25 protein-coding genes are annotated in these 23,070 nt (G+C 56.0%); 9 read left to right on the top strand and 16 right to left on the bottom strand.

Going from position 1 to position 23,070, the window contains the following annotated elements; all coding sequences use genetic code 11:
* Positions 1–64 precede the first annotated feature (64 nt).
* The 3 genes from Q0903_RS00935 to Q0903_RS00925 all read left to right on the top strand — a co-directional run bounded on the left by Q0903_RS00935 (position 65) and on the right by Q0903_RS00925 (position 3,091).
* On the top strand, positions 65–1,351 hold the full coding sequence (locus Q0903_RS00935; protein WP_299412006.1) for a lipoprotein-releasing ABC transporter permease subunit: 1,287 nt from the start codon (positions 65–67) through the stop codon (positions 1,349–1,351).
* Positions 1,344–2,024, top strand: a complete 681-nt coding sequence (locus Q0903_RS00930; protein ID WP_299024175.1) for an ABC transporter ATP-binding protein — start codon at positions 1,344–1,346, stop codon at positions 2,022–2,024. The genes Q0903_RS00935 and Q0903_RS00930 overlap by 8 nt, the downstream gene beginning before the upstream one ends.
* A gap of 86 nt (positions 2,025–2,110) precedes the next feature.
* Positions 2,111–3,091 carry an Ldh family oxidoreductase gene (locus Q0903_RS00925; RefSeq protein WP_299024173.1) on the top strand — a complete coding sequence of 327 codons (981 nt, stop codon included), beginning with the start codon at positions 2,111–2,113 and terminating at the stop codon, positions 3,089–3,091.
* Positions 3,092–3,147: 56 nt separating this feature from the next.
* On the opposite strand, the gene Q0903_RS00920 is transcribed toward Q0903_RS00925, so the two are convergent.
* Genes Q0903_RS00920 through parE form a run of 4 tightly spaced genes read right to left on the bottom strand, consistent with a single transcriptional unit; the run spans position 3,148 to position 7,239 of the window.
* Positions 3,148–3,582 carry a DMT family transporter gene (locus Q0903_RS00920; protein WP_299412002.1) on the bottom strand — a complete coding sequence of 145 codons (435 nt, stop codon included), beginning with the start codon at positions 3,580–3,582 and terminating at the stop codon, positions 3,148–3,150.
* 8 nt (positions 3,583–3,590) lie between these two features.
* Entirely contained in the window at positions 3,591–4,277 is a 687-nt protein-coding gene (locus tag Q0903_RS00915) for a hypothetical protein (RefSeq protein WP_299412000.1), read from the bottom strand.
* A gap of 32 nt (positions 4,278–4,309) precedes the next feature.
* Positions 4,310–5,263: a DUF3578 domain-containing protein gene (locus tag Q0903_RS00910; RefSeq protein WP_299411998.1), complete on the bottom strand. Its 954-nt coding sequence runs from the start codon at positions 5,261–5,263 to the stop codon at positions 4,310–4,312.
* Between the two features lie 14 nt (positions 5,264–5,277).
* Positions 5,278–7,239 carry a DNA topoisomerase IV subunit B gene (gene parE / locus Q0903_RS00905; RefSeq protein ID WP_299411995.1) on the bottom strand — a complete coding sequence of 654 codons (1,962 nt, stop codon included), beginning with the start codon at positions 7,237–7,239 and terminating at the stop codon, positions 5,278–5,280.
* A gap of 185 nt (positions 7,240–7,424) precedes the next feature.
* On the opposite strand from parE, the gene Q0903_RS00900 reads away from it, so the two are divergent.
* A complete protein-coding gene (locus Q0903_RS00900) occupies positions 7,425–8,093 on the top strand; it encodes a dimethylsulfonioproprionate lyase family protein (protein WP_299411992.1) in 669 nt (222 codons plus the stop codon).
* A gap of 239 nt (positions 8,094–8,332) precedes the next feature.
* Here the strand turns inward: Q0903_RS00900 and Q0903_RS00895 are convergent, their stop codons facing one another.
* From Q0903_RS00895 to Q0903_RS00850, 10 genes are all read right to left on the bottom strand, one after another.
* Positions 8,333–8,929, bottom strand: a complete 597-nt coding sequence (locus tag Q0903_RS00895; RefSeq protein WP_299411989.1) for a class I SAM-dependent methyltransferase — start codon at positions 8,927–8,929, stop codon at positions 8,333–8,335.
* A gap of 17 nt (positions 8,930–8,946) precedes the next feature.
* Positions 8,947–10,665 (bottom strand): sulfate permease, encoded by a 1,719-nt coding sequence (gene sulP, locus Q0903_RS00890; RefSeq protein ID WP_299411987.1) that lies wholly within the window; start codon positions 10,663–10,665, stop codon positions 8,947–8,949.
* Positions 10,666–10,722: 57 nt separating this feature from the next.
* Complete coding sequence (locus Q0903_RS00885; RefSeq protein ID WP_299411984.1) at positions 10,723–12,396, bottom strand: bifunctional protein tyrosine phosphatase family protein/NAD(P)/FAD-dependent oxidoreductase; 1,674 nt, start codon at positions 12,394–12,396, stop codon at positions 10,723–10,725.
* Positions 12,397–12,410: 14 nt separating this feature from the next.
* The gene (locus Q0903_RS00880) at positions 12,411–13,295 is read right to left on the bottom strand and encodes an MBL fold metallo-hydrolase (protein ID WP_299411981.1); all 885 of its coding nucleotides are present in this window, start codon (positions 13,293–13,295) and stop codon (positions 12,411–12,413) included.
* Positions 13,296–13,333: 38 nt separating this feature from the next.
* Positions 13,334–13,912, bottom strand: coding sequence for a hypothetical protein (locus Q0903_RS00875; protein ID WP_299411978.1), 579 nt, complete (start codon positions 13,910–13,912; stop codon positions 13,334–13,336).
* Positions 13,909–14,340, bottom strand: coding sequence for a DUF6691 family protein (locus Q0903_RS00870; protein ID WP_299411976.1), 432 nt, complete (start codon positions 14,338–14,340; stop codon positions 13,909–13,911). Before Q0903_RS00870 ends, Q0903_RS00875 begins: the two co-directional genes overlap by 4 nt.
* Positions 14,341–14,343: 3 nt before the next feature.
* A complete protein-coding gene (locus tag Q0903_RS00865; protein WP_299411973.1) occupies positions 14,344–14,778 on the bottom strand; it encodes a YeeE/YedE thiosulfate transporter family protein in 435 nt (144 codons plus the stop codon).
* Positions 14,778–14,990 carry a DUF2892 domain-containing protein gene (locus tag Q0903_RS00860; RefSeq protein WP_299411971.1) on the bottom strand — a complete coding sequence of 71 codons (213 nt, stop codon included), beginning with the start codon at positions 14,988–14,990 and terminating at the stop codon, positions 14,778–14,780. The genes Q0903_RS00865 and Q0903_RS00860 overlap by 1 nt, the downstream gene beginning before the upstream one ends.
* An 86-nt stretch (positions 14,991–15,076) precedes the next feature.
* Positions 15,077–15,748 (bottom strand): Crp/Fnr family transcriptional regulator, encoded by a 672-nt coding sequence (locus tag Q0903_RS00855; protein WP_299411968.1) that lies wholly within the window; start codon positions 15,746–15,748, stop codon positions 15,077–15,079.
* Positions 15,745–16,209 carry an Rrf2 family transcriptional regulator gene (locus Q0903_RS00850; protein ID WP_299024144.1) on the bottom strand — a complete coding sequence of 155 codons (465 nt, stop codon included), beginning with the start codon at positions 16,207–16,209 and terminating at the stop codon, positions 15,745–15,747. The genes Q0903_RS00855 and Q0903_RS00850 overlap by 4 nt, the downstream gene beginning before the upstream one ends.
* A gap of 105 nt (positions 16,210–16,314) precedes the next feature.
* Here Q0903_RS00850 and Q0903_RS00845 point away from each other — a divergent pair, with 105 nt between their 5' ends.
* From Q0903_RS00845 to Q0903_RS00825, 5 genes are all read left to right on the top strand, one after another.
* Positions 16,315–16,941, top strand: a complete 627-nt coding sequence (locus Q0903_RS00845) for a peroxiredoxin (protein ID WP_299024142.1) — start codon at positions 16,315–16,317, stop codon at positions 16,939–16,941.
* Between the two features lie 27 nt (positions 16,942–16,968).
* Positions 16,969–18,378, top strand: coding sequence for a cytochrome ubiquinol oxidase subunit I (locus Q0903_RS00840; protein WP_299411964.1), 1,410 nt, complete (start codon positions 16,969–16,971; stop codon positions 18,376–18,378).
* Positions 18,379–18,388: 10 nt separating this feature from the next.
* Complete coding sequence (gene cydB, locus Q0903_RS00835; RefSeq protein ID WP_299411962.1) at positions 18,389–19,390, top strand: cytochrome d ubiquinol oxidase subunit II; 1,002 nt, start codon at positions 18,389–18,391, stop codon at positions 19,388–19,390.
* A complete protein-coding gene (locus Q0903_RS00830; protein ID WP_299024136.1) occupies positions 19,390–19,500 on the top strand; it encodes a DUF2474 family protein in 111 nt (36 codons plus the stop codon). Before cydB ends, Q0903_RS00830 begins: the two co-directional genes overlap by 1 nt.
* A 290-nt stretch (positions 19,501–19,790) precedes the next feature.
* On the top strand, positions 19,791–20,399 hold the full coding sequence (locus Q0903_RS00825; protein ID WP_299411959.1) for a peroxidase-related enzyme: 609 nt from the start codon (positions 19,791–19,793) through the stop codon (positions 20,397–20,399).
* 279 nt (positions 20,400–20,678) lie between these two features.
* Here the strand turns inward: Q0903_RS00825 and Q0903_RS00820 are convergent, their stop codons facing one another.
* Positions 20,679–21,587: a DMT family transporter gene (locus Q0903_RS00820; protein ID WP_299411956.1), complete on the bottom strand. Its 909-nt coding sequence runs from the start codon at positions 21,585–21,587 to the stop codon at positions 20,679–20,681.
* Positions 21,588–22,097: 510 nt separating this feature from the next.
* Positions 22,098–22,970 (bottom strand): alpha/beta hydrolase, encoded by an 873-nt coding sequence (locus Q0903_RS00815; RefSeq protein ID WP_299411953.1) that lies wholly within the window; start codon positions 22,968–22,970, stop codon positions 22,098–22,100.
* Between the last annotated feature and the right edge of the window lie 100 nt (positions 22,971–23,070).

The raw sequence follows: 23,070 nt of genomic DNA, 5'->3' as shown, positions 1-23,070 counted from the left end.
GCCGCCTTGACCCTTTGTGCGCAAAGCCTCACCTTGCGCAAAACCTGCTGACGCAAGGACCGAAATGGCCGCCAGAACACCCCCCTTTGCCCCGTTTGAATGGATGATCGCTTGGCGCTATTTGCGTGCCCGCCGCGCCGAGGGCGGGGTGAGCACGATGACGTGGATCAGCCTGATCGGTATCACGCTGGCTGTCTTTGCGTTGATTGCGACACTCGCTGTGCGATCGGGCTTTCGGGCAGAGTTTGTGGACACAATTCTGGGCGCTAACGCCCATGTCACTGTCTATGAGATGGGTGTGGTCCAGCCCAATGGCGCGATTGATCGCAACATCCGCGATTACGACACGCTGGCCGCCGCCATTGGGGCCGTTGATGGTGTGACGCGCGTGGCGCCCATTGTGCGCGGTCAGGTTATGGCGACGTTTCAGGGCAATAATGCGGGGATGGAGGTCTACGGGATCACAGCCGAGAACCTGAACACCATCCCGCGTATTGCCAACCCGCAGACGGCGCAGGGCGACATTGCACAGTTCGGAGACGGGATTGCGATTGGCTCGGGTGTGGCGCGCAGTCTGGGGGCGCAAGTAGGTGATTTGATACGACTGATCTCGCCCGACGGGGTCAAGACCGCCTTTGGCACCAGCCCGCGTGTGAACGCCTATGAGGTGACGTATATCTTTACTGCCGGCCGGTATGACATCGACCGCACGCGGGCCTATCTTCCCTTGGCCGAGGCACAGAGCTACTTCAACTCCGAAGGGGCGGTGAACGAGCTTGAAGTTATGGTTGCCGACCCTGACAGCGTGGACAGGTTGGGGCCTGATATTCTTGCAGCTGCTGGGGATACGGCGCTGATCTGGACATGGCGCGAGGCATCGTCAGGCTTTCTCAGCGCGCTGGATATCGAGGATAATGTGATGTTTGTGATCTTGTCGATTCTGGTGTTGATCGCAGCGATGAACATCGTGTCTGGCCTGATTATGCTGGTAAAGAACAAAGGTCGCGACATTGGTATCCTGCGCACCATGGGTTTGTCAGAGGGATCAATTCTGCGGGTATTTTTTATCTGTGGGGCTTTCACGGGTATTATCGGCACGGCGCTGGGCGTGCTCTTCGGCTGCCTGTTTGCACTCTATGTGGATCAGATATTCGGTATGGTGAACTGGCTGTCGGGGGGCAATGCATGGGACCCGTCAATCAGGGGAATTTATTTCCTGCCCGCCAAGCTGGAATTCGGCGATGTCATGTCTGCTGTTGGCCTGTCGCTTGGCCTGTCATTTGTTGTGACCATTTTTCCGGCGCGCCGTGCGGCCCGTATGAACCCTGTCGAGGCACTGCGCTATGAATGATCCAGTGTTGCGCCTGTCGGGCATTGCCAAAGCATACAACCACGGCAAACCGAATGAGGTGACTGTGCTGCGTGGCATCGACCTTGAGGTCGCAAAAGGCGAAGTTGTTGCATTGGTGGCGCCCTCAGGTGCAGGCAAGTCAACGCTTTTGCATATCGCGGGGCTTCTGGATACGCCTGATGCGGGAACTGTCGCGATTGACGGTGTTGATATGACTGGAAAGCGGGATGCGCAGCGCACGGCTGTGCGCCGCAGTGCGGTTGGCTTTATTTATCAGTTCCACCATCTGCTGCCCGAATTCAGCGCAGTCGAAAACATCACCCTGCCACAGCTTGCCAATGGGGTTGGACAGGCGGCAGCACAAAAACGCGCAATGGGGTTGCTGGATCAGGTGGGCGTTGCCCCGCGCGCAGCACACCGACCCGCGGCCCTGTCGGGGGGAGAGCAGCAGCGCGTTGCCTTTTGCCGCGCGCTTGCAAATGCGCCCAAGCTTTTGTTGGCGGATGAGCCGACTGGTAATCTGGACCCTGATACTTCTGAAACGGTCTTTGCCGCCCTGATGGCACTGGTCCGTAGTACAGGCCTGTCCGCGTTGATCGCCACCCACAACCTTGAACTGGCCGCCCGCATGGATCGCCAGATCAGGCTTGATCAAGGCATGCTCGGCAGCTGACGCGCGAGGTCGCCAATAGGGATGGCTTGACGCGGAATGCTGCTCCTGCTCTGAGAGGGGCAGAAATTTTCAGCGGAGCCTGCCTGATGCCACAGATATCTCTCGACCTTATTGAACAAACCGTCCGGCGGGCGCTGACAGCACATGGGGCCGGTGAGTTTGCAGCAGCCGAAGTGGCCCGCGCAGTGCGCGCAGCCGAAAGCGTTGGCAATAAAATTTGCGGTCTTTACTACGTCGAGAGCTACTGCCAGCAGCTTCGGTCCGGGCGCGTCAACGGGTCAGTGACGCCGCAGGTCAGTACACCGCGCAGCGCCGCTGTAGTGGTGGACGCGGGATTTGGCTTTGCACAGCCGGCATTTTCTCACGGGTTGCCTGTTGCGTTGGATGCGGCGCGTCGGGCGGGGGTGGCGTCGCTTTCGGTGGCCCATGCGCATACATGCACGTCACTGGGGTATTTCACGCAAGCGATTGCAGCGGCGGGCATGATTGGCATCGGCTTTACCAATGCCTCGCCTATTGTGGCCGCACCGGGCGGCAAGACGCGCGCCATAGGAACCAACCCTATCGCCTTTTCAGTGCCTGACGGTCAGGGGGGCATTGCCATGCAATTCGACCAGTCCACCACCACTGTGGCACTTGGAAAAATAACGATGGCCAAAGCTGCGGGCCAATCCATCCCCGAAGGTTGGGCGCTGGACGCGGAGGGCAAGCCCACAACCGATCCTGACGCCGCGATCAAAGGCACGCTGGTTTCTATGGGCGGCTACAAAGGCTGGGGCTTTGGCCTTATGGCCGAAGTTCTTGCGGCAGCTCTTACAGGGTCGGTGCTATCGCGCGACGTCAAACCGCTCAAAGCACCAGAAGGCGCACCGCATGATCTGGGTCAGTATTATCTGCTGATTGACCCCACGGTGAGTTCCGATTTCGCAGATAAAGTGCAGGCATTAGCAGATCATATCGCCCAAGATGAGGGCGCGCGTATGCCGGGGCAAAACAAAATAGCGATGGACCCTGTCGAGGTTGGCGATGAGACGTGGGCGCTGATCGAAACTCTCGCCAACGCCTGAGCGGCGAGCGGTGTTTTCGAAAAAAATCGGCGGGAATTTTGAAAATCCCGCGCGCGTTACGCCTGTTGCGTCAACCATACACCGAGGGCCATTGTCCCGATGCCAGCCGCCCGCGTAAGCGAGACGGGTGACACTTGCGCGCCGAAAAGGCCAAAGTGATCTATCAGGGCCGCTGATAGAAGTTGCCCCAGCAGAACAAAGAACACAGCATTCCCGATGCCGAAATGCGGCGCGATGAAAGTGATGCTCAGCACATAAAACGCGATCAACCCACCCGCCAGAAACAGATGCTTGGGTGCGGTGCCCAACTGGGCGAAGCCTTGCGGACCAGTGATCGTTGCAACCACCAGCGAGGTCGCAAAGGCCACCACAAACAGCACCGTCGCTGCCGCCGCAGGGGAGCCTATGCGTCCGCCCAGCTGGGCGTTGAGGGCGGCCAGAACCGGAATGCCGATCCCTGCCAGCGTCATGATAAGAGCATATTGTGCCATTGGCCCTCTCACGTACAAATCCGCTTGAGGTCTACCCCGTCCCACGGCAGGCCCACGTCATATGCAGGGCTTTGGGGCAGAGGGGCGACGGGCATCACCTGACTGACCAGCGCATGCAGCCGCTTGGTCCGCGCCCCTTGCGGTTGCAGCGCCGTGCAACAGACCATCTCCTCCACGATCGAGCCTTGCTGCTCATACCCGAAATCGAGGAACTTGCGGTCCTTGAGATCAAACAGATAGGGATCATCACTCACCTGATGCTCTCTAGCTGCCTTGAGCGGTGAATACCCCGTCAGCTTGCGGTTTTGCCACTGCCAGACATGGGTCAACTCATGCGCGAGCAACATCGCCGCGACCAGCCCGATGCGGTCGGGGTAGTCGGGCAGGTAGTCATCGAGGTACCAGTCCTTGTCAAACAGCACACGGTTATACAGCGCCACCGCCGCAGGTTTGGAGGTTACAATCTTCTCTTCGGGCGGGCTGGGCGGAAAGATCAACTCCCGACACGTCGTCCGAGGCCGCGGCTTGCGTTTGAACGTGACAGCACGGGTGGGCGCCCCGTCATGCAGGCGGACTTTGCTCACGTCGAGCGCAGGGCCGTGGATGGTGGCGGCAAACGCCCGCTCCGCTTCCGTCAGCGGACGGGACGGGGCGCAGGAGGCGAGGAGGAGGACGAGGAGGAGGGCATAGCGCATATTTGTATTATTTTCTCGAAAATCTAATTCACCTAGCCGTGACTGAACTTTAATTTTTTCTTCAGTAGGTCAATATCGGACATGTCATTTTGTTTGTGTATCATTCGGTGACATGTTGGACAGAGAATTAAGAAATCATCGGGTATTTTGTACCTTCTGCTTTCGCCTTCGGCTAACGTATTAAGAGCCGCCGAATGGTGAACATCCAATGGGGTTCTATCCAACGGACCGTTGAACGAATAGTCACGCACGGGGTCTAAACCGCAGCCTTCGCAAATAGGTTTCCGGCGCTCTAGAACTTTCTTACGTACATTTGAAGCCCGTTCAATTCTGCTCGATAGCGTGCGACGGCGAGTTTCTTCAACGGTGGTTCCACCCACATTTTCAACCATCGCATCAAACGGCGTAGTACCGCCGCGATCAATCAGCACTTCATATGCGCTGAACATCTGTTCGAGATCTTGATTGAACTGTATTGGATTAATTTTTTGGGAATCGTAAGTTCTGCCGAACGAATGGCCAGCGGTATATCCGGCTGGCAATCGTTCAGTAGAGCCGAGATCAATCGGTTGTGTATCGAAGAGCTTTGCGAATTCCGGAATACGATTGCGAATATCGATTGCTCGGCGTTGCAGAACTTCAAGTCCTTTTCTATCACCAAACTCTTGATAAATCGCCGTTGTCCCTTGATTGAGGGATAGCGTCATGCTTCGATTTTGGGCATTAACTAAATAAACAATATAGAAGCCTGACGTTGCACTCGTTGTTATCAACGGATCGAAGAAGCCGAGCCACGGAACCGCAGCCCAATTGCCAGCGCCAACACTTGCCTTCACTTTCAGATCATAAGGAAGAAAGATAAGCCTCTTCTTTGCTTCCATAGCGATGTCATGACGAACGAAGTTTCCAAATTCACTACCAGCGAATTGCTTTGCTCGCTCATAAGCATATTGCTCCGCAAGTTTCGATAACATTTCATGAAGCAAAGTGCGCTACCCCCTCAAACATCCAACTCCTCCACAAACCGTGCGTTCTCTTGGATATACTGGAACCGCAATTCCGGCTTCTTCCCCATCAACCGCTCGACCAGATCGGAGGTTTCGCCCGCCACATCTTCCTGCACGGTCACGCGGATCAGCTTGCGGGTGGCGGGGTCCATCGTGGTCTCTTTGAGGTCCTTCGCGTCCATTTCGCCCAAGCCCTTAAAGCGTTGCAGGTCGATCTTGCCCTTCCCGCCGAGGCCTTTTTCCAGCAGTTCGTCCTTCTCCGCATCATCGGCGACATAGACACGTTTCGCCCCTTGGGTCAGGCGGTAGAGGGGCGGGCAGGCGAGGTATAGGTGGCCGTGGTCGATCATCGGGCGCATCTGGGTGTAGAAGAACGTCATCAGCAGCGCCGCGATATGCGCCCCGTCCACATCCGCGTCGGTCATAATGATGATCTTGTCATAGCGCAGATCGTCGAGGTTGAATTTCGTCCCCATGCCAACGCCCAAGGCCTCGCACAGATCATTGATCTCGGCGTTGGTGTTAAGCTTGCCAGAGGCTGCGCCCAGCACGTTGAGGATTTTGCCCTTAAGCGGCAACAGCGCCTGATTGACCCGATTACGCGCGCCCTTCCCAGAGCCACCCGCCGAGTCGCCCTCCACGATGAACAATTCCGTGCCTTCGCGGGTCTTGGACGTGCAATCCGTCAGCTTGCCGGGAAGGCGCAGCTTTTTGGTGGCGGATTTGCGGGCTGTCTCTTTCTCCTGACGGCGGCGCAGGCGTTCTTCGGCACGTAGGACGAGGAAATCAAGTATCGCACCTGCCGACTTCGTATCTGCGGCCAGCCAGTTGTCAAAGTGGTCGCGCACAGCCCCTTCGGTCATTTTATGGGCAATCTCGGAGGACAATCGGTCCTTGGTCTGGCCCACGAAAGCAGGCTCTGCAATGAAACACGACACCAGCGCACACCCGCCCGACATCAAGTCCTCGCGGGTGATCTGGCTGGCCTTTTTGTTGTTGGCAAGCTCGCCGTAGGCTTTGATGCCTTTGAGGATCGCAGCCCAGAAGCCTGCCACATGGGTGCCGCCTTCGGGGGTGGGGACGGTGTTACAGTAGGACTGGATGAAGCCATCGCGCGCAGGCGTCCAGTTGATGGCCCACTCGACCTTGCCTGCTTCGCCGAATTTCTCGCCGAAATCTACGGTGCCTGCGAATGCGGCCTCGGCGTAGGTGGTGGATTTGCCCAAGGTCTCTGTCAGGTAGTCAGACAGCCCACCAGGAAAATGGAAAGTAGCCTCTTGCGGTGTCTCTCCGTCGCTGATCGCAGATTTCCAGCGGATTTCAACGCCCGAGAACAGATACGCCTTGGACCGGATAGAGGCGAACAGGCGTGCGGGTTTGAACTTGAGCGCGCCAAAGATTTCCGCGTCAGGATGGAAGGTTACGGTGGTGCCGCGGCGGTTGGGGGCCGCGCCGATTTTCTCGACAGGGCCCAACGGAATGCCGCGTGAAAAGCGCTGCTCGTACAGCTCTTTGTTGCGTGCAACCTGCACGACCATGGAATCCGACAGCGCGTTGACAACCGAGGCACCAACACCGTGCAGGCCGCCAGATGTCTGGTAGGCCTTGCCCGAAAATTTGCCGCCTGCGTGCAGCGTACACAAGATTACCTCAAGTGCGGATTTGTCGGGAAATTTGGGGTGTGGATCAATCGGGATGCCGCGCCCGTTGTCGCGCACGGTAAAGGAGTAGTCCTCGTGCAACTCGACCTCGATCCGGTTGGCGTGTCCTGCCACCGCTTCGTCCATCGAGTTATCGAGGACTTCGGCCACCAGATGGTGCAAAGCACGCTCGTCCGTGCCACCGATATACATGCCAGGGCGTTTACGCACGGGCTCCAGTCCCTCAAGGACTTCGATAGATGAGGCATCGTAATCTGTAGGCTCGGGAGTGCTGCCGGAGAGGAGATCGGACATGGGATGCGCCTGCTGCTGTTGCTTTTGATTGGCCTCTATTTTGACAGGCCCGCGCGAGCGGGGCAATCGCTGTAAGGCGGTTATCCCCATCCTATTTTGCAGCTATGGCGGTTTATCGCAGTTTTCCTCTTTCCCAAGGCTCGATGCCGCGCTACCTCGCGGCGAAAGAGAGACGGAGCAACGCTATGGATACGCCCCCAGCCGACCAGACCCTGCGCGATCTGCCCAACTGGCGGTATCTGCTGCAAGAGTATGACGAGCTCTACCGCTATCTGCCTGCAGGCGGCAGTGACCGCATTCGCAGTCACCAGCGTAAAGTGCGCGAAGCGATCAGTCGCCTGCTCAAGAAAAATGCACCGATCCAGTTGCAACCGCGTGCGGAAAAGCCTGTTACAGCCCATCTGCGCCGTGCGCTGGACGAGGGGCGGCAGGGTGTGCTGGCTCCCGTTGTGCGCGCGCTCGATGCGCTTGATAGCCAACTCAGCTGGCAGTACGGCTATGAGAAAGTGCCAAAGGGGCTGGCCAACAGCTATGCCTACGCCGAGCTTGCGGGGCTGAACGGACCAGTGGTGAGTGATGAGATCATTCTGGGCGTGGTGCTTTTTGCGCCTGGTTGCACCTATCCCGCCCATGCGCACAAGGGGATTACGGAAAGCTATGTCTGTCTTTCGGGTGCCGTCTCGGAGAACCATCAGGGCGTTTATGTACCTGGCTCCATGATCTTTAACCCGCCCAACCATCTGCACCGCATCACCGTTGGCGACCGAGAACCTGCATTGCTGGCCTATGCATGGATTGGCGCGCCGCAGGACTTGCACGCGCAGAAGATGGTATTTTCGCGACCTCGTAAGTGAAGTGATGTCAGAAACAGGGAATGTCCGGTTTGCGCCCAACCTGTAAATTGAATCTTCATACTGCGTGCGCTTGCGGCACCGAAAATGCCGCAATCGCACAGAATTCAACACTAGAGCGTAGCGGGAAAGCTGGATATTCATCACGGCTGTAACGGCGGACCGAGCCTCAAGCGCAAAGCATAGGGGCAATCCCACCTTCTTTTCGGACGAACGGTTGAGGAAGGCAGGCAGTCGAGCTGCTAAACTGGTTTGCGCGCAATGAAATCAATCAATGCCGACATCCCAACATGTGCTGATCCAGAGCGTTGTTCGGCGTCATACTGCTCGCAAACCAGAACATCATAGCCGATAAAGTCGCCTTCAAAATCGGCGCTGGTATACATGTTCTGGGCGAGAGGTGGGCCGCCTGTGCCGAATTCCAATTGTTTTGGCGTGTATCCATGGATCATGATCAACCCACCGGGTCGGGTCGTATCGCGCATTCTGCTCCACAGTATGTCGCGTTCAGCGGTGCCGACGAACTGGAAAAAGAGACCTAGCGTGATGTCGAATGCGTTCTTGGGCCAGTCCCAATCAAACAGATCGGACTGAATGAAGCGAGGAGTGACGTTGTTTCCCCGTGCCAGCTTTTCGGCCTTTGCGACCGCAGAAGGTGCAAATTCTACGCCGGTCACGTTCAGACCCTTCTTAGCCAGATGTACGCCGTTACGGCCTTCACCTTCTGCGATTGACAAGACAGACTGGCCCGCCTGAAAAAAGGCGTCGTGCTTTAGCAAGAACGGGACAGGCTCTGTCCCGAAAAGATAGCCCTCTTGAGCAAATCGTTCTTCCCACATGGTGCAATCTCCTCTGACTAATTCGGTGCTTTGACTTTGAGAGAGCTTGCAGCTTCAAATTGAGAAAGAAAGACCTTCCCGGTCATTTCCGAGAGAAAATGCGCCCGCTTCAGTCGGTCCATGACTGGGCCTTTTACTTCTGAAAGATGCAACTGCACGTCCATTTCACGGAGGCGTTCGTTAATTGCCTCGAGGGATTCCAAGGCGCTTAAATCAATCTCGTTGATCGCGGAGCATTGCAAGATCACGTGGCGGATTGCTTTGTCTCCGGCGACCCGCGCCTGGATCTTATCCTCCAGAAACCGCGCATTGGCAAAGTACAGGCTTTCGTCAACGCGCAGGGTGAGGACATGCGCGTCGGTGATGACGTCATGGCGCAGAATGTTGCGGTAGTGTTCGGTTCCCGGCACTTGCCCGACTTCAGCGATATGCGGTTTCGAGGACTTGTATAGGTGCAGCAAGATTGACAGGCCAACGCCTGCAGAGACCCCCGCTTCGACACCAGTTGCGAGGGTGATGAGGATCGTCGCTAAAACAGCGGCGAAGTCCGTTTTGGAATAGCCCCAGCTACGTTTGAGAATCGAAAAATCTACAAGGCTAAGGACTGCTACGATGATCGTGGCAGCTAGGGTGGCTTTGGGCAGGAAGTAGATCAGCGGCGTCAGGGCCAGAGCTGCGATTGCTAGGCCTATAGCTGTGAACGCGCCCGCCGCTGGTGTTTCCGCACCCGCATCGAAGTTTACGACAGAACGGGAAAAACCGCCCGTGACAGGAAAGCCGCCAGTAAGAGATGCGCCAATGTTGGCCGCGCCGAGGCCGATAAGTTCTTGATCAGGATCGATGCGCTGGCGCTTCTTCGCGGCCAGCGTTTGTGCGACAGAGATCGACTCAACAAAGCCGATGATTGAAATGAGGAAGGCTGGCACAAGCAATTGTCCCAACAACTCTGGCGAAAGTGATGGCAGCGTGAGCGGTGGAAGGCTTTGCGGGACGTCTCCGACAATTTTGACGCCCTGTTCAGCAAGGTCGAAGCCCCAAACCGCTAGCGTCGTCGCAACAACAACGAAAACAGGCCCGGTCTTGACCAGCGCACCTGTAAGCCCTGCGCCCAACCCAAGGCGGGTCAGCAGCGGCTTTAGCCCTTTGCGGACCCAAAACAGGAAGCCTGTTGCGAGCACTCCGATCAGGGCAGTGATCCAATTAATCTCAAACAAATGGCTAACGAGCGAGATCACGAGGTCGAGCAAGTTGTGACCATGCGCGTTGATCCCGAGGATATGTTTAAGCTGACTGGCTGCGATGATGATGCCCGATGCCGTGATGAAACCCGCAATGACGGGGTGTGACAGAAAATTCGCGATGAAACCCAGCCGGAATAGCCCCATTGCCAGCAGCATGACGCCAGACAACCCCGCGAGTGACAGCGCTGCAATGGCGTAGCCCATCGTACCCTGTTCGACGATGTTGCTCAGCGCGGCGGCTGTCATCAGCGAGACGACCGCGACAGGACCGACCGCCAATGCACGACTGGTGCCAAACACAGTATAGAGCAGGATCGGAACGATTGACGCGTAAAGCCCTGCCTCTGCCGGAAGCCCAGCAAGCAAGGCATAAGCCAGCGATTGGGGGATCAGCATGATCGTCACGATCAAGGCGGCCATCAGATCGTTTGATAGGGCCGTGCGAGTATAGGTGCGACCCCAGCTCAGGATCGGCAGATATTGGGACAGGGTCATGGACGTCTCGGTAAATGTTGGCCGCCTTGCCCTGTTTTGGGCAAGGCGACGATGAGGTTATTCAGCTGCGATTTTTTCTGGCTTGGCCATCCATTCGCGACCTTTCAACATGCCTTTCCAGTAGATCGGCGGCAGCATCTTTTCCTTGAGGAACCATGCCGCACGCGTTGGTTTGGTGCCATCCACCAGATATTTCGGGAAACTGGGCAGCATGGCGCCGCCATATCCAAACTCGGCCAAGACAATCTTGCCGCGCTCAACCGTCAGCGGGCAGGACCCATAGCCGTTATACTGCGCGACGGGGGCTCCGCCGCGCATGTCAGCGACAATGTTCTCGGCCACGATTGGGGCCTGAATGCGCGCTGCCGCTGCCGTCTTGGCGTTGGGAGCATTCATTACATCACCCAAGGACCAGATATTCTCGTAAGTCTTGTGGCGCAGTGTGGCTTGATCCACATCGACCCAACCAGCAGCGTCTGCGAGCGCAGAGGCACGGATGAAATCTGGTGCTGTTTGTGGTGGGCAGACGTGCATCATGTCGAATGCCATCTCGACCCGCTCGACCTCTGTGTCTGGCTTGGCCACATCGAACCACGCCTTTTTCGCAGGCCCGTCCACAGCGACAAGGTTGTGGAAGAAGTTGAGCTTAGCATCGTATTTTTTGACATATTCCATCAGCGCAGGAACATAGTCCTTCACCCCGAACAGCACGCCGCCAGCATTGTTAAACTGGATATCAATGTTTTTAAGAACGCCTTTGCGGTGCCATGCATCACCAGACAGATACATCGCCTTCTGCGGTGCGCCAGCGCATTTGATCGGCATTGGCGGCTGCGTAAAGATCGCGCGGCCTTCTTTCATGCCCTTCACCAGCTCCCATGTATAAGGCGCCAGATCATAGCGATAGTTCGATGTCACACCGTTCTGGCCCAGTGTATCCACAAGGCCTTCGACCTTGTTCCAATCAAGCTTAAGCCCCGGGCAAACGATCATTCGGTTGTATTTCACAACACGACACCCATCGAGGATCACGGCATTATTCTCAGGCTCGAAGGCCGCAACGGCGGCCTTGATCCAATGCACACCCTGCGGGATCAAGGACCCCATCGTGCGGGATGTTTGCTGCGGCTCGAAAATGCCACCGCCGACCATCGTCCAGCCCGGTTGGTAGTAGTGGATGTCAGCAGGATCGATGATCGCGATTTCAAGGCCCGGCTTGCGCGATTTCAGGCTGGCCGCGGCGGCGATCCCGCCAGCACCGGCACCGACGATCACGATGTCATATTGCGCATCACCCGTATCGGTCGGTGTCTTGCCACCGTTCACAATCCGACGCACGACGCCACCCATGTCATAGCCCGCGGCCTTTGTCGCTGCCAAGATATCAGCGGCACTGCGCGTTTTCGCCTGAGACAGCGACCAAAGCGTGGCGGAGCGTGTGCCTGTGCGACAATAGGCGAGCACTGGCCCGGGCAAGTGGGCAACAGCCGCATCAAAGGCTGTCGCATCTTCATCGGATACTTTGCCAGACACGATAGGCTGATAGGCCGCCTCCATCCCAACTTTCTTTGCGGCCTTTTCAATCTCGGCAAAGGTGGGTTGATCAGCACCTTCGCCGTCAGGGCGATTGCAAATAATTGCGCGAAATCCAGCGTCTTTGATTGTCTGGAGGTCAGATACGGTGATCTGCGGGGTGACTGACAGGTTCGCGGTCAGTGTTTTGATATCCATTTATCCGTTTCTCCTTACAGACCGTTGATCGGCACTTTGAGCATTGGGTTGCCGTCGTCATCTGTTGGGATTTCACCTGCACGCATGTTCACCTGCAAAGACGGAATGATCAGCTTGGGCATCGCCAGCTGTGCGTCTCTTTCGGTGCGGAACTTGATGAAATCTTCGCGGGTTTTGTCACCGCCGACATGGATGTTGCTGGCTTTCTGTTCGGCCACTGTGGTTTCCCACTGGATCGCGCGGCCGTTCGGGCCGTAGTCGTGGCACATGAACAATCGTGTCTCATCCGGTAGCGACAGCACTTTCATGATGCTGTCATACAGCTCGCCCGCTGACCCACCGGGGAAATCGCATCGTGCGGATCCGCCATCAGGCATGAACAGCGTGTCACCTGCGAAGGCTGCATTGCCGATCACATGCACCATGCAGGCGGGCGTGTGGCCGGGCGTGTACATGGCGAAAGCCTGCATGTTCCCGATCTGGTAGGTGTCGCCGTCTTTGAATAGCGCATCAAATTGCGACCCGTCGCGTTGGAATTCCGTGCCTTCGTTAAAGAATTTTCCAAAGGTCTCCTGGACGACCATAATCTTTTCGCCGACACCGATTTTGCCGCCCAGCTTTTGCTGGATATAGGGCGCAGCGCTTAAGTGATCGGCATGGACATGGGTCTCGATGATCCATTCCAGCTTGCCGCCCATCTCATTGATGCGCGCAATCATTGCATCCGCATGATCATAGGTAATGCGGCCAGCGGCGTAATCGATATCCATAACGCTATCAATAATGGCGCAAGCATCGGATGTGGGGTCTTTGACAATATAGCTGATCGTGTTTGTTGCCTCGTCAAAGAAGGCTTCGACCTCGGGCTTAACGCTCATGTCTACGGGATAGTTTGTCATTTGATTTCCTCCAGTATTCGGGATGCGCGGGCTTCAGCTCAATGGCCCGTTCCGCGCTCCATCATCATGTCATGTACGGCGTCCATGCCGCGCTCGGTCATGGCTGTCACTTCGGCGGCATGTGTGTGTAGGGCTGCGACCACTTCCAAGTCATCCGAGGTCTGGACCACGACCAACCCGTCATCGATAATATCGATGCTCGACGTGATGGCGGCACCGCGCAGAAAGAAGATATCAAGCGTCGGGCTTTGGATGATAATCTTAGGATCATCCAACTGGTCGACGCGGTCAATCATGCCAACCGAATGGCTGATCAAGGCTTCCCTCACCGCCACGTCAGAGGATCGGGTGATGGTCTTGATCCCATTGGGCAGGTTTTCCACCTCACGGGTGATTGTCTCGAAGCCTCTGAATAATATCGCGATTTCAGCACTTTCTTGTGCTGTTGCGTTCTCTCCGCGCAGGCCCGGCATGTTGACTTCATCATGCATGTGACCCGCACCGTGGCGATGTCCGCCACCGTGCATGGTTTGCGCGAGCGTCAATGCTCCGGCGCTGGCGATGCCAAGAGCCAGAACAGCGATCACAGCGCGCTTGGGAGAGAACAGGTGTTTCATTGGGCCGCCTTGGCAGATGAGACGGACGACACGAGCCGCCGCACATAAAATCCTGCAACCACCGCAACAAGGAACAGGGCGACTTCCCAGCGGCCTGTGCCAAGCGCTGGAATAGCCGCACCAGGGCAGAACCCTGCGATGCCCCATCCGATGCCGAACAGCGCCGAGCCGCCGACCAGCTTCATGTCGATGTCAGTGCCTGTTGGCACTTGAAAACGCCCGCCAAACAGGGGCGCGTTCCGCTTCCACGCCAGACGGTACCCGAAGAAGGTAATAACAAGCGCGCCGCCCATAACGAAAGCAAGGCTGGGGTCCCACGTGCCAGCGAGGTCAAAGAAATTCAGAACCTTGGCAGGGTCCATCATGCCAGAAATCGCGATACCAGTCCCAAAGACGAGGCCTGTAACGAGTGCAAATATCAGTTTCATGTCTTAGCCTCCAAACACATGGCGGATCAGGAAAACGGTAATCGCGGCGGTCGCCATGAATGTTGGCACAGCGACCAGCGATCGGATTGAAAGTCGCGACAGCCCGCAGACCCCGTGGCCAGACGTACAGCCAGACCCGAGGCTCGCGCCCAGACCCACGATAACACCGCCAACGACAATCATCGCAGGGCTGACAGGGATGGTAAGCGCGGGCATTGAACCCGTGACGGCAAAGAGCAGCACGGGAGCGAGGATCATCCCGATCACAAGCGCCACCCGCCATGACAGCTCTTCGCGGTTTTCAAAGAAAACGAGACCGGACATAATGCCGGTCGCGCCAAAGATGCGGCCAAGACCAAGCATCAGCAGAACGGCTCCAAGGCCGATCAAGGCCCCGCCACCAAGCGATTGAAACGGTGTGAATGCAGTCTCGAACATCACAGCTTGCAGGTCCGAATGCCGAAGATGCGGTAGAGCGGGCAAAATTTCATGGCCGATGTCCCGAGCATCACAAGACCAGCAATAACCGAGATAACCGTCGCAGCTGTTCCATTGAAAATGGCCAGCCCGCTTACAAACGGTGCTGCCAGCAAAACGATACCCAGAAGGGCGCGGAATATGCGGTCAAAAGTTCCTAGATTCGTTGTCATGTCGCTGTCTCCAATAAAAGCTATAAATTGAATAGCTCTTTTATCGACACCGTTCAGTGACAATGTCACCAAACATCCGAATTTTTCTATGCGTTATGATTTGCGAGCGTTTGAAGCTGTTGTCGGTCTTTAAGAGTAACGCTGCCGCGCGCCTGCTCGATCCAGCCACGCCGTTGGAATTCCTGCAATTGGCGAGAGATCACTTCGCGCGCTGTGCCAAGTTCAACAGATAGCTTTTGATGAGTGGTCGAGACACTGTCGGCTCCGCTGGAAAGCTTGATCAGTTTGTCTGCCAGCCGCACATCGACCCGTTGAAAGGCGACCTCGTCAATCATCAAGAACAGATCAGTGAGGCGCTTGGAAAAGGCGGCAAACACGAAATCACGAAACGGCTTAGATCCCGCAACCAGATCGTCAAAAACCTCCCGTGGCACAGCAGCTGCTTTCACGACGGATTCAGCGATGCCTTCCGCTGAATAATCGTCATATGCCAGAAGGCAGGCCGTGGTTAGCACGCAGCTTTGCCCGGCCTCGATCCGGTAAAGTACGATTTGATGTCCCGTTTCGGAAACTTGCTGCACACGCACAGTACCATCTAGCAGGAACAGCATGTTCTCTGGTGACTTGCCGGGGCCGAACACCATTGTGTTCTTGGGAACGCGCACGATTGTACTGCGCTTCGTCAGAAGTTGTTTGGTTGGCAGGTCTAGTCGTGAGAGGCCTGGAAACCGTTCGACCCAGTCGGAGTCCTCGGTCATGTTACAACCTTTTCAGCTCTTGGAATTTCAAGCGGGGCGATACGGTCCATCAGCTGGCCGCGATTGGCGGCGATATCTGCGATTGTCAGATCATCCAAAACGGCCATGAAGGCGGCTGTCGCCTCCTGCATTTTACGCGACAGGATGCAGATGCCCATCAACGGACAAGTGTTTTTCTCTGGGTTGAAGCATTCGACAACGTCGAGCGGTCCTTCCGTGATCCGAACTACTTCCCCTACGATGATCTTTTCGGGAGGGCGGGCGAGCCGAAAGCCGCCGTTACGGCCCCGAACCGTCTCCAGATATCCGGCTTTGCCCAATTCGTGCACGATCTTCATAATGTGGGGCCGCGAGAGATTATGAATTTGCGCCACGTCATCAATGCGCACGAGGTCAGGCGACTTGAGCGCTGCGAGTTGCAACGAGCGCATCGCATAGTTGGTGTAGCTGGTCAATTTCATAGGTGCATCCTGTTGCCGCAGTAAAAGATACATTCAAACTATTGCTTTTGTAAAGAGGCTGCGCTAAATCGCCAAAAGAACTATTCTAAATATAGGAAATAAAAAATGACCCTGAGAATCGGTGATACCGCCCCCGACTTTGCCGCACAGACAACAACAGGCCCGATCAACTTCCATGACTGGATCGGCGACGATTGGGCGTTCTTTTTCAGCCACCCGGCGGATTTCACCCCCGTTTGCACAACCGAAATGGGCCGCACATCGCAACTGTCGGAACAGTTCACAAGGCGTGGCGTGAAACCCATCGGCCTGTCCACCGACACGGTCGAAGAGCACGTCAAATGGATCGATGATGTGAACGACACCCAAAACACAGACTTGCAGTTCCCGATTGTTGCGGATGCAGATCTGACCATCGCCAAGCAGTACGACATGATCCATCCAAGCGAGAGCGAAACAGCCGCTGTGCGTTCGGTCTTTATCATTGATCCGCACAAAAAAATCCGTCTGACAATGACTTATCCGATGAGTGTCGGACGCAATTTTGATGAAATCCTGCGTGTGATTGATGCGCTACAAACTGGGGACAAGCACAAAGTCGCGACGCCCGCTGATTGGGTGCCAGGGCAAGAGGTTATCATACCGCCGTCGGTTTCTGACGCAGATGCCAAGGTCGCCTTCCCGCAAGGTTTCGAGACGCTTCGCCCTTACCTGCGCAAAGTCAAAATCTAACTCCTGCCAACCCGATGGAGCAAGCACATGTTTGATGGTTTCACAGCAGAGACACTGGCCCGGATGCAGTTCGCATTCACCGTGTCGTTCCACATTATCTTTCCTGCATTCTCCATCGGGCTGGCAAGCTATCTTGCCGTCCTGAACGGGCTTTGGCTGCGCACGCATGACGAAACTTACCTGACGCTGTTCACATACTGGAAAAAGATCTTTGCCGTCGCCTTCGGCATGGGGGTCGTGTCGGGCATCGTCATGTCTTACCAGTTCGGCACCAACTGGTCGGTGTTCTCTGACAAAACGGGTCCGGTACTAGGGCCGCTTATGGCTTACGAAGTCCTGTCAGCCTTCTTTCTAGAGGCAGGGTTCCTTGGCATCATGTTGTTTGGCCGCGAACGCGTCGGCGACAAGCTGCATATGTTTGCAACTGCTATGGTGGCGTTTGGCACATTGATGTCGGCCACATGGATCCTGTCGGTGAACTCATGGATGCAGACCCCTGCGGGGTACAGCATTAATGAGTTGGGGCAATTCGTTCCCGAGGACTGGTGGCAGATCGTCTTTAACCCGTCCTTCCCGTATCGCCTCACGCATATGGTGCTGGCCGCGTACCTTACAACCGCCTTGGTCGTTGGTGGCGTTGGCGGCCTACACCTGCTGCGCAACCAACAGGACGCGCCCGCGCGGCGGATGTTCTCGATGGCGATGTGGATGCTGATCGTCGTGGCTCCGTTGCAAATTTTTGCGGGCGACATGCACGGGATCAACACGCTGGAACATCAGCCAGCCAAGGTGATGGCCATGGAAGGGCACTATGACAGTCATCCTCACGGCGCGCCCTTGATCCTGTTCGGCATTCCAAACGCGGAAGAAAAGCGGATCGACTACGCAATTGAAATCCCGAACCTTTCCAGCATGATCCTCAAGCACCATTGGGACGCCCCGCTGGACGGTTTGGACACCATCCCTGATGACGAAGAACCACCTGTCGCTATCGTGTTCTGGAGTTTCCGCGTCATGGTTGGCCTTGGCTTTGCGATGCTGGGGCTTGGCGCTTGGGCTGCTTGGCGGCGCTATCGCGGGCAGCTCTATGATACGCCGTTGCTGCACCGTGCCGCTATTGTGATGGGGCCGATGGGGTTCGTCGCAGTCCTTGCAGGTTGGGTCACCACCGAAGTCGGACGCCAGCCGTTCACTGTTTACGGCGTGTTGCGGACCTCTGACAGTCTGGCACCGGTCGCAGCCCCCGCAGTAGCCGCATCGCTGATCGCTTTCATCGTCGTCTACTTTTTCGTCTTCGGCGCCGGCACCGTCTATCTGCTTCGTATGATGAATAAAGCACCGGCGACCCCGAAACTGGGCCTGCGCGACGGTCCGATCCGCACCTCAGGCATCACCCCGATTGCCCAAACCAACCCGGACGCCATTCCTGGCGAATAGGAGCAAATCAATGTTTGAACTTTCCTTTATCTGGGCAGGCATCATCGCCTTTGCCGTCCTGACCTACGTGATCCTCGACGGATTCGACCTGGGCGTCGGTATCCTGTTCCCGCTTGCTGATGGCGAGCGAGAGAAAGCGACCATGATGAATTCAATCGCGCCCATCTGGGACGGGAATGAGACATGGCTCGTTCTGGGGGGCGGTGGCTTGTTCGCGGTTTTCCCGCTTGCCTACGCCGTCATCATGCCCGCGCTCTACATGCCGATCATCCTGATGCTGCTTGCGCTGATCTTTCGTGGCGTTGCCTTCGAATACCGCTGGCGCACCGAGCATGGAAAACACATCTGGGATGCCGCGTTCTTTGGCGGATCAATCGTCGCAGCTTTCATGCAAGGCATCGCATTGGGTGCATTGGTGCAGGGCGTCGAAGTTGCGGACCGCGCCTATGCAGGTGGCTGGTGGGACTGGCTGAGCGTATTTTCAATTCTGACAGGCTTCGCAGTCGTGGTGGGCTACGCCCTTTTGGGCGCGACATGGATAATCCTCAAAACCGAAAACTCTCTGCAACGCCGCATGCAAAACTATGCGTGGTATCTGGGCGCTGGCACGTTGGTCTTCATCGGTGCGGTGAGCATCCTGACGCCCTTCCAAGACCCCGAATATTTTCAACGCTGGCTAAACCTGCCCGGCAGTATCTTTAGCGTGATCATGCCTGGCGCTGTTCTTGCGGCCGCTTGGGCGCTTTTTACCGGCCTGAACGCTGGCAAGGATGCGCAGCCTTTTCTGGCGGCGCTAAGCATATTTGTTCTGTGTTTCATTGGTATCGGGATCAGCTTTTACCCCAATATCATTCCCCCGAGCCTCACTATTGCCGAGGCCGCAGCTCCAGATGAAAGCCTGCGTTTTGCGCTCGTCGGTACAGTCGTTCTGGTGCCGATGATCCTTGCCTACACTGCATACGCCTATTGGGTATTTCGGGGCAAAATCGATCCCGAAGAGGGGTATCACTGATGACTTATGCAACTTTGCGAAAACTTGGATGGTTCATCGCGATCTGGGTTGCAAGCGTTGCAGCACTTGGCGTTGTTGCATACGCAATCCGTTTGGCAATCCATACCTAATATCCTCAATGCAAACAAATTGCTGTTGGACCCGCACGAACGAAAGAGCAATTTGGATTTGGAATCCAATCCCAGATTTCAATATCTGCTTTGGTTAAATGCGCTTCATCGCGGCAGCAAACGTGCCGCGAAAGCGTGGGGATGCTGCGTCAGCAGACGGCGCGTGAGCAAAAGACCGGAAAGTCCGCAAAGCCGTCTTCTAAACCTATCGCCAGTCTATAATGTACTGTTCTTCTGATGCCTATTTGCGCAACAATTGGTTAAATGTGCACAGTATTGAAAGTACCCTCATGACTTGGATCAAAACCATCCCTTTCGACGCCGCGACCGGCAAGCTCAAAGCGCTCTATGCCCGTGTCACAGGCCCTGACAACAACGTCGATAACATCATGATGGCACATTCCTTGCGCCCGCATACGATGGAGGCGCATATGGCGGTGTACAAGTATGTGCTGCACCATTCGGGAAATACCATTCCGAAGTGGTTTCTGGAGGCGATTGGCGTCTGGGTTTCGCAGCTTAACGGGTGTGACTATTGTGTGGAGCATCACTTCGCCGGGATGAAGCGATTGCTCGGGGATGATGCACGCTCTGACGCATTCCGAGCGGCGATAGAGAGTGGGGATGTTTCTGCCATGCCGTTTGAGGCGCGGCACCACGCGGCAATGCGCTATGCACAGCGGTTGGCGCAGACACCAGCGGACATGGTTCAGATGGATGTAGAGGCATTGCGTATGGCTGGATGGGAGGACGGTGAAATACTTGAGATCAATCAGGTGACATCATATTTCTGTTATGCCAATCGGACTGTTCTGGGCCTTGGCTGCTCTACCGAAGGCGACATCATCGGTCTGAGCCCCAATAACAATGCCGACCCAGAAGACTGGAATCATAGCTAAAGCCAAGAACGCTGGAACGGAGTGCGGTTCCTCCTTGCTTTGAAAATAACGAAGAAGAAAGTGTGCATCGTATAATGCATCGGTCCGCTTTCCCGCTTGCAGGCCCAGCCAATTCCTGACGTTTAGGTTTGCCTCCCCCGCGTTTGGGTAAGGGTTAGTTATGGAACGCCCTTGGCACCATGCGGGGGGGGGCATCAGCTGCTGGCTTCCGCAGCAGGTAATATGATCTGTCTAATTGGTTCGTTCTGAAAATTGCGGTGGGTTTGTCTCACAATCGGGTCAGCGGCGACTGTGGTGCGTATCTGCAGATTGCAGTGAAGCTTGTGATGCGAATACGGCCACCATGATGATTGCGCCGCCAGTAATTGTCGTATTGGCGGGCCATTCTGCCAAGATCAAAACAGCCCAGATTGGTGCCAATGGCGTTTCAAGTGCGCTGACCAAAGCAGCTTGCGCTGAAGGGATCCAGCGCGCGCCTTCGGCCAGCAGGACCGATGCAACGGCAAACACCACACCGAAGACAAGCAAGACGCCGATTTCCGCGACTGCTACCTGCGATGGATCAGACAGCGCGAGCGCGAAGGGTAGTAGAATAACAGACGAGAATGCAGCGGGCAGCTTGGTTGGGGTTTTGGGTCGGGCCCTATAAATGACCATGGCGGCAGACATCATCAAGGTCATCCACAAAGCAAGCATGTCCCCCGCGACATTGCCATCTGCATGTGCGCTCAGCACTGTCACCGCGACACCGATAAATGCAAACCCACTACAGATGACGACCTTTGTTGATGGCGCTTCTTTGATGAACAGCCATGCCAGTATGGCACTAAAGAAAGGTGCTGTGGCCCAGATCAATGCTACGTTTGCGACGCTTGTCAGTTTGAATGCAGGTATAAAGGCGGCTGTCCCCGATGCCATCAGTGCAGTGGCCAACAGTGCGGATGTGCCAAAACGATGCCACTCGTCTTTCATTCCTGCGCGGGCGTATAAAAACATCAACGTGAATACCGTCCCGCTAAGGCCACGCCAAAAGATGACATCCCATGCGTTCGCGTCTACTGATTTTGTAAAGATGCCTGCTGTGCTGAACGCCAATGCAGACAGGCATAACAGAATGACACCATGTTTGCCTTTTCTGACTGTGCTGTAACCTGCGGTGTCTGGCTCGGAGTTGGTATGTTGTTTCATCAGGCTTTCTCGGTGCGCTGGTCTACTGAACTAGCACATCACTGCTGACCACGTGATGTCAGCAGTGATGTGCGTGGTCGCGGTCTAAACCGAAGCACGCCGTATCCAGCCGGTCCAATTGCATGTGCGGAATCAAACCCGCGAGCCAACGCAGGATGCTCACCGTAAAATAGGGTATTGTTAAGCACGCGAGTGAAGACACAACCAATTGGCAAAGCTGCTAAATTCCAGTCACCTGCTGAAATGTCGGGGCTGGGATGTCACGCGTATCGCCTTTGACCGAACTGCATGAATAACTATTTCTATTTGCCCCGTTAGGCAAAGAGATACGCAAATTTGAGCCAAGGGGGATTGGCAAAGGTGTCAGACAGCGCCCATCGTGGGTTGAAAGCTGTGCACCTTGGCTTGGGTGCGCAATACAATGGCCATTAATTGCACGGGATACAGCGGTAAACCAAATTTGCCTCGGCAGCACTGTGCGCCTGCCTTTTCTGATCGCGGTCTCGGTTTTTATCCCAGCCAGTCCAGAACAGCATCAGCAACTTCCCTCGGCTTTTGGTGGTGCAGCCAGTGGTCCACCCCTTCAATCTCTACACGGGTGAGGTCGGGGGCATAGTCCTCAAGCCCTTGTGTTGTTTCAGGCAGCAAAGCGGTATCTGCAGTGCCCCAGACCAGCAGATGCGGACAACGGACTTGCAGGCGTGCAGGGTCAAAGCTCAGCCCTTCAATCGCTTCGCCCGAAGTGCCGATTTTCAGAGGGGATGCACGATACCAGTTGACCATGCCACGCAGTCCCGCTGCGTCACGCCAAGCGGCTTTGTAGCCTGCCAGTGTCTCGCCCTTCAGCCAGTCCATGTCCATATGAGCTGAAAACAGCCCCATAAGTCTGGCAAAATCATCGGCGGCCAGAATGTCCTCTGATCCTTCTCGTCGCAGAAAGTGAATATACTGCGAGGCGTCCGTCTGTGGGCCACCTTTTGCCAATTCGCGCTGGAAGGGGGCGGGGTGTACGCCATTCATTATAATAAGCTTTGATACCAGATCGGGCCGCCCGATGGTCAGCGCATAAGCGACAGAGGCCCCCCAATCATGGCCTAGAACGATCACAGGCTCGTCCCCGATCAACGTGAACAGATCAGAAACAAGCAGAGCCGTTTTGTAGAGAGCAGGGTCGGCAGGCCGCCAGCTTTGGCCATAGCCGCGCTGGTCGGGTGCGATACAGTGATAGCGCGTGGCCAACAACGGGGCCAGATCATTCCATGCTCCAGAGTATTCGGGAAACCCGTGTAGCATCAATATCTTGGGCGCTGCCTTGTTGCCCCAGTGGCGCAGAAAAAACGTCTCCCCGTTCAGTTCGACTGTCTCGGTCCAATGATCTGCCATGTCGGTCCTCTTGCGTATCTGCTGTCCCTTCAAGCCTACGGTGGATCTGCCACGCTGTACAATCGGGCAGATCGAGCGATGACGTAACATCACGATGCCA

This window comes from uncultured Sulfitobacter sp. (assembly GCF_947502895.1).
GTDB lineage: Bacteria > Pseudomonadota > Alphaproteobacteria > Rhodobacterales > Rhodobacteraceae > Sulfitobacter.
This window is presented reverse-complemented; position numbering and strand designations above follow the sequence as displayed.